Genomic DNA, 12,523 nt, shown 5'->3' on the forward strand with positions numbered 1-12,523 from the left:
CCGTGACGACGCCGCTCATCGATCGCCGCGACTTTCTGCGTGCCGCCGGCGCCGGCTTCGCCGCGGCGATGGCGCCGCGCGCCTGGGCGGAGACGCTTGCAACGGACGCCGTCTTCGCCACGGCCTTCGTCAGGCGCGACGGCAGCTTCGGCGCCGCCGTGCTCTCCGAGGCCGGCAAGATCCTGCACACGCTCGATCTGCCCGACCGTGGCCACGACGTCGCGTTCGATCCGGTGTCGAAACGCTCGATCGTCTTCGCCCGCCAGCCCGGCACCTTCGCGATGGTCTTCGACCACACCGGCCGCGAGGAGCCTTTGACCATCGCCAGCATCGCCGGCCGGCACTTCTTCGGTCACGGCGTGTTCTCGCCCGACGGCGCGCTGCTCTATGCAACGGAAAATGATTTCGACAACGCCGCCGGCGTCGTCGGCGTCTATGACGCGCGGGCGAAGTTCAGCCGCGTCGGCGAGTTCCCGACCTACGGCACGGGTCCGCACGAACTGCTGCTGCTCAGCGACGGCAGGACGCTCGCCGTCGCGAATGGCGGCATCGAAACGCATCCGGATTTCGGCCGCGCCGAGCTCAACATCGCAACGATGAAGCCTTCCTACACGCTGGTCGACCGCATCACTGGCGACCTGATCGAAAAGCACGAATTGTTTCCGGCGCTGCATCAGCTGTCGATCCGTCACATGGACCGCGACCAGGCGGGCACCGTCTGGTTCGGCTGCCAGTATCGCGGGCCGGCGACTGACCGGCCGGCGCTGGTCGGCCGCGCCGCGCGCGGCAAGGAGCTCGAGCTTTTGGAGATGCCGCAGGACGTGCTGTCGGGCTTCCGCAACTATATCGGCTCGGTTGCCGCCAATCCCGATGCCGGCACCGTCGCCGTGACCTCGCCGGAGGGTAATTCGCTGGCCGTCATCGATGCCGCCAGCGGACGCGTTGTCGCAACGAAGTCGCTGGTCGAAGTTTGCGGTCTCGCGCCGGACGGCGCCGACTTCATGGCAACGACCGGCGCTGGCGAGATCGTCGGCGGTGCGGGCGGGTCGCGCGCCGAACCTGACTATGTCTGGGACAACCACGTGCTGCGCATCGCGGCTGCGGGCTGATCGCTGTCAAGGCCAGCTTCCTGATGTCGCGCTAAAGCCAAGCCGCATAACATTTATGCGGCGTGGCCCTTGCGGCGGCGGGCCATGCCGGGCACAGGGAATGTGTTTTGATCCAGTTGGTTAACCGGCCCTATGAAGCTGCTCGCCATCGACTGCGCCGCCAATCTCTGCGCCGCCTGCGTACACGACGCTGACGCTGGCATCGAGCTTGGCCGCCAGGTGCTCGACCTCGGCAAAGGGCATGCCGAGCATCTGATGGCCGTCATCGAGGCGGCATTGAAGGCCGGCGGGATCGGCTATCAAGGCTTGGACGCTGTAGCCGTCTCGATCGGCCCCGGTTCCTTCACCGGCCTGCGCGTCGGCGTCTCGACCGCGCGCGGCTTGGCCCTGGCGCTGAAAATCCCGGCTATCGGCGTGACGACGCTGGAAGCGTTGGCGGCGGAGGCCGCGAATGCCTTTCCCGGCCGCGCCGTGCTGGCGGCGCTCGACGCCGGCCGCGAGGAACTCCATGCGGCACTTTTCGATGAAGCGTTAGTTCTGACTTACGGACCAATGGTGGCCACGCTTTCCCAAGCGACCGGAATGGCAGTCGATGCGAAAGCGGTCCTCACCGGCACCGCCGCGCCGCTGATCGCGGCGAGCGGACATGGTTTCGACACCGGGCCGGCCGTTGCCACAGCCGACATAGCGACCTATGCCCGACTGGCCGCCGCGAAAGGGCCAGGCGCAAAGCCGAAGCCGCTCTATCTGCGCGGCGCCGACGCCAAGCCGCAGGCCGGTTTCATTCTGCCAAGGCGGAGCCATGAATCCGGGAAGCCGGGTTCTGGAGAAGATCATGCACCAAAGGGAAAAAAATCCTGATGCGCATACCTTTCTTTCAGCCGCGCCGCAGGGATTATGCGCTGGAGCCGCTGACGGTGGCCGACAGCGCCGCCGTTGCGGTGCTGCATCGCGAGGATTTCGTTCGCCCCTGGACCGATGGCGAGTTCGCGGCACTGCTCGAACAGGACACCGTGTTCGGTTACGCCGCGCGCGAGACCGGGCAGGGTGCGAAGCCGCCGGTCGGTTTCGTGCTGGCGCGGCTCGCGGCAGGCGAGGGCGAGATCCTTACGGTCGCGGTGGCTCGCGCCCATCGGCGCCAGGGGCTTGGCTGGCAATTGATCGATGCGGTGCTGCGCGAATTGCATGCGCAGCGCGCCGAGGCGCTGTTCCTCGAGGTCGACGAGACCAATGCGCCGGCCATCGCGCTCTATCGCCGGCTCGGCTTCCGTCAGGTCGGCCAGCGTCCGAACTACTACCGGTCGACCGAGCACGGCCCGACCGGCGCGCTTGTCATGCGCCGCGATCTTCGCTAGCCAGACCGTGGGATAGGGCCGGAGCGAATGATCAAGAAATTGCGGATTTTCCTGGCGTTCGGCCTCGTCGCCGCCGGCACGCTGGTGCTGGCGCCGCTGCAGCTCCTGTCGATGAAGACGAGGCTTTGGCCGGAGACGGTCGTCCTCAAAATCTGGCACAGCATGATCCTCAAGGCGCTGGGCATGCGCGTGCACGTCAAAGGCGCGCTCTCGAAGCAGCGCCCCTTGCTCATCGCGGCCAACCACATCTCCTGGACCGACATCATGGTGCTCGGCTCCTTTGTCGATGTGAAGTTCATCGCCAGGGCCGACATGGAAGGCTGGCCGATGATCGGCATGCTGTCCAAGCTGCAGCGCACCGTCTTCATCGAGCGCGAGCGCAGGCGCACCTCCGGCGACCAGGCGAGCGAGATCGCCAGACGCATGGCCAAGGGCGATGCCATGGTGCTGTTCGCCGAGGGTTCGACCGGCGACGGCAATCTGGTGCTGCCGTTCAAGAGCACCTTGTTCGGCGCCGCCTCGATGGCGATTTCGGAAGGGGCGGCGGACCAGGTCTTCATCCAGCCGGTGGCGATCGCCTATACGCGCCTGCACGGCGTGCCGATGGGCCGCCGCCACCGGCCGATCGCCGCCTGGATCGGCGACCAGGACTTGATGCCGCATTTGAAGGGTTTGCTTGCCGAGGGCTCGCTCGATGCCGAAGTGCATTTCGGTGATCCGGTGCCCTTCTCCAAGGGTTCTAACCGCAAGGAAACGGCAAGGTTGATGGAAGCCAGGGTGCGCGAGATGATGCAGGCTGCGCTCGCCGAGCCGCGTCCCAGTCGTCAGCGCATAGCTTGAAAAACCGACGCGCGGCGCCGTAGCCTGCCGGAATCGGCTGTTTTTTGTCGCGGAAAGGCGCTAGAAGCCGCCCGATGGAATTGAACACGATTGAAAGTCACGACATCGGCACCGCGCCTGAGCGCGAGCCGGTGCATGCCGGGGCGGCGAAAAAAGTCTTCGTCAAGACTTATGGCTGCCAGATGAATGTCTACGATTCCCAGCGTATGACCGATGCGCTGGCGGCCGACGGCTATGTCGCCACCGACGCCGTCGAAGACGCCGATCTGGTGCTGCTCAACACCTGCCACATCCGCGAGAAGGCGGCCGAAAAAGTCTATTCGGAGCTTGGCCGCATCCGCGACATGAAGGCCGAGCGCGCCGAGGCCGGCCGTGAGCTGCTGATCGGCGTCGCCGGCTGCGTGGCGCAGGCCGAAGGGGCGGAAATCATACGCCGTGCGCCGGCCGTCGATCTCGTCATCGGCCCGCAGACCTATCACCGGCTGCCCGACGTGCTGGCGAGGGTGCGCGGCGGCGAGAAGATCGTCGAGACCGACTACGCCATTGAGGACAAATTCGAGCATCTGCCGCAGCCGAAGCGCGCCGAGCTGGCAAAGCGCGGCGTCACCGCTTTCCTTACTGTTCAGGAGGGCTGCGACAAGTTCTGCACCTTCTGCGTCGTGCCCTATACGCGCGGCTCCGAAGTCTCGCGGCCGGTGGCCCAGATCGTCGCCGAGGCCGAGCGCCTCGCCGAGGCTGGCGTGCGCGAGGTGACGCTGCTCGGTCAGAACGTCAACGCCTGGCACGGCGAGGGCGAAAACGGCGAGGAATGGGGCCTCGGCCGCCTGCTCTTCCGCCTGGCGAAAATTCCCGGCCTGGCGCGGCTGCGCTACACCACCAGCCATCCGCGCGACATGGATGATGAATTGATCGCCGCGCACCGTGACCTGCCGGCCTTGATGCCCTATCTGCATTTACCAGTGCAGTCTGGCTCCGACCGGATACTGAAGGCGATGAACCGCAGGCATACGGCACGCGATTATCTGGCGCTCATCGATCGCATGCGCGCCGCCCGCGGCGATATCGCCATGTCCGGCGACTTCATCGTCGGTTTCCCCGGCGAGACGGAAGCGGATTTCGAGGCAACGCTCGAACTGGTGCGCGAGGTGAATTACGCTTCGGCCTTCACGTTCAAATATTCGCCGCGTCCCGGCACGCCGGGCGCCGAGATGGACGGCCATGTGTCGGAAGCCGTGAAGGACGAGCGGCTGCAGCGCCTGCAGGCGCTAGTCAACGAGCAGCAGAAGGCATTCATCGCCAGCCTGGTCGGCAGCACCGTCAGCACGCTGATCGAGAAGCCCGGCCGCCATGCCGGTCAGATCGTCGGCCGCTCGCCCTGGCTGCAGCCTGTTATTGTTGACGACAAGGCCGGCGGAATCGGTGACATTATCGACGTACGAATCACGAAGACAGGTCCCAACAGCCTGTTCGCCGAGTTGGCCTGATGCATGTCGCCCAAAAAGTGCTCGCGGTTTCGGGACAACGACATGCATAGCCACAAGCCTCGGCAGATGAGGAGAGACGGTTGAGCGCTGCTGAACTGAAGAATCCGCCCCAGAACCAGGCATCCGGGGCCTCCGACATGGCGCACATCGTACTGACCTTCGACAACAACAAGCTTGCCAGCGCCCTATACGGCCAGTTCGACGAGAATCTGGCCCGTCTCGAGCAGAAGCTCGGCGTCGATATCCGTTCGCGCGGTAACCAGCTTGCGATCAAGGGCACAGCTTCGGCCGCCGAGCAGGCGCGCCGCGCGCTCGACACGCTCTACGGCATTCTGCAGAAGGGTGTCGATATCGGCCAGTCCGACGTCGACGGCGCCGTGCGCATGGCGATCGCCGCCGACGACCAGCTGACGCTGCCCACCATGGAGCGCAAGGGCAAGGTTTCGGCCGCCCAGATCGCCACGCGCAAGCGCACGATCTATGCCCGCTCGCTCAACCAGGACGCCTATATGCGCGCGCTGGAGCGCTCCGAAATGGTCTTCGGCATCGGCCCGGCCGGCACCGGCAAGACCTATCTGGCGGTGGCCCATGCGGCGATGCTGCTCGAGCGCGGCATGGTCGAGCGCATCGTGCTGTCGCGCCCGGCGGTCGAGGCCGGCGAGCGGCTCGGCTTCCTGCCCGGCGACATGAAGGAGAAGGTCGACCCCTATCTGCGGCCCCTCTACGACGCGCTATACGACATGATGCCGGCCGACAAGGTCGAGCGGGCGATCGCCGCCGAGGTTATCGAGATCGCGCCTTTAGCCTTCATGCGCGGCCGCACGCTGGCGCATGCCGCGGTGATCCTCGACGAGGCGCAGAACACCACGCCGATGCAGATGAAGATGTTCCTCACCCGTCTCGGCGAGAACTCGCGCATGATCGTCACCGGCGATCCGACCCAGATCGACCTGCCGCCCAACACCAAGTCGGGCCTGGTCGAGGCGCTGCGCATCCTCGACGGCGTGCCGGGCATAGTCACGGTCCGCTTCAACGAGGGCGATGTCGTGCGCCATCCGCTGGTTGCCGAGATCGTCAAGGCCTATGACCGGGACGGCAAGTTCGCCAGGGGCCTCGGCGCCGAGAGCTGATCCAAGCCCCATGGCTGAAAATCCGGGATCCAGCGGCAAGACGCCGGTCGACATCGATATTTTCGTCGAGGCCGGCGACTGGCCCCCTGAGGCCGAGCTGGCGCACCTGGTCGATCAGGCCGTCGCTGCCGCCTTTGCCGAAACCGGCGCGAGCGGCGCTTCGGAGCTCAGCGTCGTTTTTTCCGACGACGCCCATATCCGCACTCTCAACGCCGAATGGCGCGGCAAAGACAAGCCGACCAACGTACTGTCTTTCCCGGCTTTTTCCGTTCCGAAAGGCGCCGAGTTGCCGCCGATGCTGGGCGACATCGTGCTTGCTTCCGAGACCGTTGCGCGTGAGGCCGCACTGGAAGACAAGCCGCTGGCGAACCATATCACCCATCTCGTCATCCATGGCCTGCTGCATCTTCTGGGCCATGATCACGAGACCGACGCCGAGGCCGAGGAGATGGAAGCGATCGAGCGCGCGGCGCTTGCGAGGCTTGCCATTCCCGATCCCTACGCGTAACAAAAAAGACCAATTGACCTGATGGCGATGAACGACAAACCAGAAACTGCCGCCCGTCCGGACGCCGGCAGTGCGGCCAAGCCTTCCGAAAAATCGGAAGAGGGCTCCAGTCCGAGTATTCCGACCGGCAGCGTGGCCGCCGAGCCTCCGCATGCCGGTCCTTCTCTCTTCGATCGCGTCCTAGGCCTGTTCAGGCACCGCAACGGCACCAACCTGCGCGAGGAGATCGCCGACGCGCTGGCCGAGACGGCCACCGATGCCGAATCCTTCTCGCCCGGCGAACGTGCGATGCTCAACAACATCCTGCGGCTGCGCGAAGTGCGCGTCGAGGACGTCATGGTGCCGCGTGCCGATATCGAGGCGGTCGAGATCACCACCTCGCTTGGCGATCTGCTTGGCCTCTTCGAACAGTCCGGTCATTCCCGCATGCCGGTCTATTCCGAAACGCTCGACGATCCGCGCGGCATGGTCCACATACGCGACGTTCTTGCCCACATTACCAAGGTCGCCCGCGTCAAGAAGGGCCGGGCGAACAGGAAGACCCAGGCGCCGACGATCCTCGATCTGGCCCAGGTCGATCTCGCCCGCACCATCGGCGATCTCGACCTGATCCGTCCGGTGCTGTTCGTGCCGCCATCGATGCTTGCTTCCGACCTGATGGGGCGCATGCAGACGACGCGGACCCAGATGGCGCTGGTCATCGACGAATATGGCGGCACCGACGGCCTCGCCTCGCTGGAAGACATCGTCGAGATGGTGGTCGGCGACATCGAGGACGAGCACGACGACGACGAGCCGATGATCACCCGGATCGGAGACGGCGTGTTCGTGGTCGACGGCAAGGCCGAGATCGACGAGGTCGCCAAGATGATCGGCGAGGATTTCGCCGCCGGCGAGCACGGCGAATATGTCGACACCATCGGCGGCATGATCTTCAACACGCTCGGCCGGGTTCCGGCCCGTGGCGAAGTGGTGCAGGCCATACCGGGCTTCGAATTCCACGTGCTCGACGCCGATCCGCGCCGCGTCAAGCGGGTGCGCATCGTGCAGAGCCCGAAGGGCGAACGGCAGCGCCGCCGCGCGGCGCGCACCGAGCAGGCCTGATATTCGCTCATGCCGATCGATGACCACACAGACCGTGCGCATTGTGCCCAAAGAGGAGGCCGAGCGACTGAGCGGCCTCAGCATTGAAGGGTGGCACCGTTAGCGCGACCGTGAATTTGGTTGCGCTCACTCATGTTTGGAGCATCCGGCTCGGCCTGTTAAATCTCTGGCTGCCTGATTCGCGCGACTTGGAAAGTTGAATGCAGCGCTTTGCCGGCCGGATAATTCTGCTGTGGGGGTGGCGGCGGTCGCTGGTAGCGTTTGTCGCGGGAGCGCTCGCGGTTCTCGCCCAGGCACCTTACGATTTCTTCGCCGTCTGTTTCGTCTCGTTTCCGGTGCTTGTCTGGCTGCTCGACGGCGCCACCGGTGAAGCCTCCGACGGCTGGCTGCGTCGCCTTCGCCCGGCTTTCGCCATCGGATGGTGGTTCGGCTTCGGCTATTTCCTCGCCGGCCTCTGGTGGATCGGCCAGGCCCTTCTTGTCGAGGCCGACAGCTTCGCCTGGGCGCTGCCCTTCGCCGTCGTCGGCATCCCCTTTGGGCTCGCCTTCTTCTATGGTTTCGCGACGCTCGTGGCGCGGCTTTGCTGGAGCAGTGATATCGGCCGCATCGCCGCACTTGCCTTCGGCTTCGGCCTTGCCGAATGGCTGCGCGATTTCCTGTTCACCGGCTTTCCCTGGAATGCCGTCGGCTATGCCGCAATGCCGGTGCCCCTCCTGATGCAAAGCGTGTCGGTGACGGGCATGATCGGCATGAACGCGCTCGCCGTTTTTGTCTTTTCCCTGCCGGCGCTTGTCGCGGCGCGCCGGCATCTCAGGCTGGGCTTGGCCTTGTTCGTCGCTCTCGTTGCCGCTCACGTCGGCTTCGGCTATTTCAGGCTTGCCGTCCCAGCCCCGCCGGCCACCCGCTCGATCGACGTGCGCATCGTTCAGCCCGCCGTCGACCTCACCGAGAAATGGGATGCCTCGGTGCGCGACCGCATCTTCGCCACGCTGATGGGGATTTCGGCGAAGGCACCGGAGCAAGGCCATGCCAAGCCGCAACTGATCCTGTGGCCGGAAACCTCCGTGCCGTTCCTGTTCACGGAGCGACCGGACGCGCTGACGGCCTTGGGCGATATGCTGGGCGACGGCCAGATGCTGATCGCCGGCGTGGTGCGCGAGGAGGGTGGCGCAGGCAATGCCGGCAGCCGTTACTACAACTCCGTGGTGGCGATCAACGACAAGGGCGAGATCGTCGATGCTGTCGACAAGGTGCATCTGGTGCCGTTCGGCGAATATCTGCCTTTTGCCGGCCTGTTCGAGCGTTTCGGCATAGGTCAGCTCGTTGCCGGACCGATGAATTTCGCCGCCGGCAACGAACGCCATCCGATCGCGGTGCCGAACGGCCTGCGCGCCGTTCCGTTCATCTGTTACGAGGTCATCTTTCCTGACCTCGTTGCCATCGATGCAGCGTCATCCGAGCTTATTGTGAACGTCACCAACGACGCCTGGTTTGGCGACACGCCAGGCCCCTACCAGCACTTCAGGCAGGCGCAGATTCGTGCGGTGGAGAATGGAGTGCCTTTGTTGCGTGCGGCCAACAACGGCATCTCCGCCGTTGTCGATTCGCGTGGGCGCATCGTCGATGCCCTGGCAGTCGATGCGCGCGGCGCCATCGACGCGCATGTGCCGGTTTCCGGGCGCGCCCTGCTAACCGCCGATCAGCGGCGAATTAACGGATTGCTGATCATGTTGCTGTTTGCCCTCGCGGCCCTCACATTGAATGTAAGGCAGCGGCTACGGGTGAATTGACAGTCGGCACATTAGAAACTCATACTGTAACGCCTAAAATTTTCTCGAAGTCGGTTGGAGGGGTCTGTTGGGGCAGGTGGCTCCGGTTTCGTTTGGGCGGCAAAAATAGAAAAAGCCGGAAAAATTCGGCGAGGAAAAAATGACAGAAGAGAACAAGAAGAAGCCGAATCCGATCGACATTCATGTCGGCAGTCGTATTCGGCTGCGTCGCAATATGCTTGGAATGAGCCAGGAAAAGCTGGGTGAAAATCTCGGCATCACGTTTCAGCAGATACAGAAGTACGAAAAGGGGACCAACAGGGTCGGCGCCAGCCGCCTGCAGGCAATCGCCTCCATCCTGAGCGTCCCTGTCGCCTTCTTCTTCGAGGACGCCCCGGGTCAGGAGGCGGTCGCCGGCAATCGGGGATTTGCCGAGGATGCCTCGATGACTTTCGCGATCGAATTCTGCGGCAGCCCGGAAGGGCTTCAGCTCAATCGTGCCTTCGTCAAGATTCCCGACGTCAAGGTGCGGCGCCGGATTATCGATCTTGTGAAGTCCCTTTCGCCGGACGACGCCGAGTGAATCCAGGCTCATGTCGCCGGCGGTGCCCTGCCGCCGGTGGCACAAGTTGATTGTGCCGATAGTCATGCCAGATCTGTCGCGCCGCTTGACGAGCGGCGCCCGGCACCGCTAACACGTGGCGCGCCAAAATCGGCAGCCTTGCCGATCCTTTTCAAGAGGGGACACCCGTGACGCGGCAGAACTATCTCTTCACCTCGGAATCCGTCTCCGAAGGCCATCCCGACAAAGTCTGTGACCGTATCTCCGACGAGATCGTCGATCTCGTCTATCGCGAGGCCAGGAAGACGGGCATGGACCCGTGGAAGGTGCGCGTTGCCTGCGAGACGCTGGCCACCACCAACCGCGTCGTCATCGCCGGCGAGGTCAGGGTTCCCGAGACGCTGCTGAAGAAGGACAAGGCAGGCAACATCCTCAAGGATGCGGCGGGCCACCCGGTCGTCAATCCGACCAAGTTCAAATCGGTCGCCCGCAAGGCCATCCGTGAGATCGGCTACGAGCAGGCTGGCTTCCACTGGAGGACGGCCAAGATCGAGGTGCTGCTGCACGGCCAGTCGCCGGACATTGGCCAGGGCGTCGACAATGCCGCCGACCGCCAGGGCGAGGAAGGCGCGGGCGACCAGGGCATCATGTTCGGCTATGCCTGCCGCGAGACGCCGGACCTGATGCCGGCGCCGATCTACTACAGCCACAAGATCCTCGAATTGCTTGCCGCCGCGCGCCACGAAGGCAACGGCGAGGCCGCCAAGCTCGGCCCGGACGCCAAGAGCCAGGTCACCGTGCGCTATGCCAACGGCAAGGCGGCGGAAGTGACGCAGATCGTGCTTTCCACCCAGCACCTCGACTCGAGCTGGGATTCGAAGAAGGTCCGCAATGTCGTCGAGCCTTACGTCCGCGAGGCGCTTGGCGAACTCAAGGTCGCCGACGACTGCAACTGGTACATCAACCCGACCGGCAAGTTCGTGATCGGCGGGCCCGACGGCGATGCCGGCCTGACCGGCCGCAAGATCATCGTCGATACCTATGGCGGTGCTGCGCCCCATGGCGGCGGCGCCTTCTCCGGCAAGGACACCACCAAGGTCGACCGTTCGGCTGCTTATGCGGCGCGCTATCTCGCCAAGAACGTGGTAGCGGCCAAGCTCGCCGACCGCTGCACCATCCAGCTTTCCTACGCCATCGGCGTCGCCCAGCCCCTGTCGGTCTATGTTGACCTGCACGGCACCGGCAGGGTCGACGAGGCCAGGCTCGAGGAGGCGCTGCGCAAGGTGATGGACCTCTCGCCTTCCGGCATCCGCCGTCATCTCGACCTCAACAAGCCGATCTACGCGAAAACCTCGTCCTATGGCCATTTCGGCCGCAAGGCCGGCCGGGACGGTTCCTTCTCCTGGGAGAAGACGGACCTTGCCAAGGCGCTCAAGGACGCGGTTGCCGATGCGATTGCCGCCTGACGGCGTCGCCAGACCTGTTCATGGAGCCAACCAACAGGCCAAGCCGCGCGACCGAAGGATTTTTCGGCCGCCGGCACGGCAAGACCATTCGTCCGCAGCAGGCCGAGGCGCTTGAACGTGGCTTGCGCGCCTATCGCCTCGACCTGACGGCGGAGGCACCCGCGGACCTTGGAACGCTGTTCAAGGCGGACGTTTCAGCCTGTTGGCTCGAGATCGGCTTCGGCGGCGGCGAACATCTTCTGCATCGCGCGACGGAGGCTCCGGCGACCGGTTTCATCGGCGTCGAGCCCTTCGTCAACGGCATGGCCAAGATGATGACGGCGCTCGACAAGCGCCCGCTCGCCAATCTGAAAGTCTATGACGACGACGCCACGCGTCTGCTCGACTGGCTGCCGCCAGCCTCGCTCGACGGCATCGACCTGCTCTATCCCGATCCCTGGCCGAAGAAGAAGCACTGGAAGCGGCGCTTTGTCAGCCCCGCCAATCTCGACCGGTTCGCCCGGGTGCTGAAGCCGGGCGGGAGATTCCGCTTCGCCTCCGATATCGACAGCTATGTGAACTGGACGCTGCTCGCCTGCAGCGCCAATGGCAGTTTCGCCTGGCAGGCAAACGAGGCTGCCGACTGGCACACGCCCTATGAGGGATGGCCCGGCACTCGCTACGAGGCGAAGGCCCTTCGCGCGGGAAGGCGGCCCGCCTATCTGACCTTTATCCGGAAGTAGGCCGACCGAGCACTAACTTCCCAGGAACCGGTAACCAGCCGCTCAGCAGCGGGCGATCGCTTGCAAAGTGGTCTTCCCGGTCGCAGAGAACCCGGCTTGCGGCCGGCCTGGGATGATTCATGTATTGCAGTTCGCGCTACATGCTGCCATATTAACGGCAGGGAGATAATTATGGCCGCCACGGTCGAACGTAAGGAATACCCGATCTCGATGCGCCTTCCGGAGGCGGACGTGGCGATCATTGATCGTGCCGCCGCTCTCCGCGGCCGGTCCCGCACGGATTTCGTGCGCGATGCTGCCGTGCGCGCGGCCGAAGATGTGTTGATGGACAGCCGCCTTATCCGCATGAGCCCGGAAGGCTTCGCGGAGTTTATGGAGGTTCTGTCAGCCCCGGTCGCTCCGGTTCCCGACATGGTGGAATTGGCAAAGCGGCCCGCGCCCTGGGAAGCCGGTTACGCAGCAAAGCGCTAGGCC

13 protein-coding genes are annotated in these 12,523 nt (G+C 64.6%); all 13 read left to right on the top strand.

All coding sequences use genetic code 11. From position 1 onward, the window contains the following. The first annotated feature begins 2 nt into the window (after positions 1-2). The 13 genes from A9K71_RS14045 (at position 3) to A9K71_RS14105 (ending at position 12,520) form a co-directional block, all read left to right on the top strand. Positions 3-1,109, top strand: coding sequence for a DUF1513 domain-containing protein (locus A9K71_RS14045; protein ID WP_066996483.1), 1,107 nt, complete (start codon positions 3-5; stop codon positions 1,107-1,109). A gap of 132 nt (positions 1,110-1,241) precedes the next feature. Then, on the top strand, positions 1,242-1,970 hold the full coding sequence (gene tsaB, locus A9K71_RS14050) for a tRNA (adenosine(37)-N6)-threonylcarbamoyltransferase complex dimerization subunit type 1 TsaB (protein ID WP_066996304.1): 729 nt from the start codon (positions 1,242-1,244) through the stop codon (positions 1,968-1,970). Further along, positions 1,970-2,464, top strand: coding sequence for a ribosomal protein S18-alanine N-acetyltransferase (gene rimI, locus A9K71_RS14055; protein WP_066996307.1), 495 nt, complete (start codon positions 1,970-1,972; stop codon positions 2,462-2,464). Before tsaB ends, rimI begins: the two co-directional genes overlap by 1 nt. 27 nt (positions 2,465-2,491) lie before the next feature. Then, positions 2,492-3,304, top strand: coding sequence for a 1-acyl-sn-glycerol-3-phosphate acyltransferase (locus tag A9K71_RS14060; RefSeq protein WP_066996310.1), 813 nt, complete (start codon positions 2,492-2,494; stop codon positions 3,302-3,304). Positions 3,305-3,378: 74 nt separating this feature from the next. Beyond that, on the top strand, positions 3,379-4,788 hold the full coding sequence (miaB, locus tag A9K71_RS14065; protein ID WP_066996313.1) for a tRNA (N6-isopentenyl adenosine(37)-C2)-methylthiotransferase MiaB: 1,410 nt from the start codon (positions 3,379-3,381) through the stop codon (positions 4,786-4,788). A 137-nt stretch (positions 4,789-4,925) separates the two neighbouring features. Next, on the top strand, positions 4,926-5,918 hold the full coding sequence (locus tag A9K71_RS14070; RefSeq protein ID WP_245299624.1) for a PhoH family protein: 993 nt from the start codon (positions 4,926-4,928) through the stop codon (positions 5,916-5,918). 10 nt (positions 5,919-5,928) lie between these two features. Continuing rightward, positions 5,929-6,426 carry an rRNA maturation RNase YbeY gene (gene ybeY, locus A9K71_RS14075; RefSeq protein WP_066996319.1) on the top strand — a complete coding sequence of 166 codons (498 nt, stop codon included), beginning with the start codon at positions 5,929-5,931 and terminating at the stop codon, positions 6,424-6,426. A 27-nt stretch (positions 6,427-6,453) separates the two neighbouring features. Further along, a complete protein-coding gene (locus A9K71_RS14080; protein ID WP_066996489.1) occupies positions 6,454-7,530 on the top strand; it encodes a hemolysin family protein in 1,077 nt (358 codons plus the stop codon). 200 nt (positions 7,531-7,730) lie between these two features. Further along, positions 7,731-9,320, top strand: coding sequence for an apolipoprotein N-acyltransferase (gene lnt, locus A9K71_RS14085; protein ID WP_066996322.1), 1,590 nt, complete (start codon positions 7,731-7,733; stop codon positions 9,318-9,320). Between the two features lie 139 nt (positions 9,321-9,459). Beyond that, a complete protein-coding gene (locus tag A9K71_RS14090) occupies positions 9,460-9,882 on the top strand; it encodes a helix-turn-helix transcriptional regulator (RefSeq protein ID WP_066996325.1) in 423 nt (140 codons plus the stop codon). Positions 9,883-10,049: 167 nt separating this feature from the next. Then, a complete protein-coding gene (metK, locus tag A9K71_RS14095; protein WP_066996328.1) occupies positions 10,050-11,327 on the top strand; it encodes a methionine adenosyltransferase in 1,278 nt (425 codons plus the stop codon). A 20-nt stretch (positions 11,328-11,347) separates the two neighbouring features. After that, on the top strand, positions 11,348-12,049 hold the full coding sequence (locus A9K71_RS14100; protein WP_066996331.1) for a tRNA (guanosine(46)-N(7))-methyltransferase TrmB: 702 nt from the start codon (positions 11,348-11,350) through the stop codon (positions 12,047-12,049). A gap of 171 nt (positions 12,050-12,220) precedes the next feature. Continuing rightward, complete coding sequence (locus A9K71_RS14105) at positions 12,221-12,520, top strand: DUF1778 domain-containing protein (RefSeq protein WP_066996334.1); 300 nt, start codon at positions 12,221-12,223, stop codon at positions 12,518-12,520. The last annotated feature ends 3 nt before the right edge of the window (positions 12,521-12,523 follow it).

Origin of the sequence: Mesorhizobium sp. WSM3873 (assembly GCF_001672445.1) — a bacterium.
GTDB lineage: Bacteria > Pseudomonadota > Alphaproteobacteria > Rhizobiales > Rhizobiaceae > Mesorhizobium.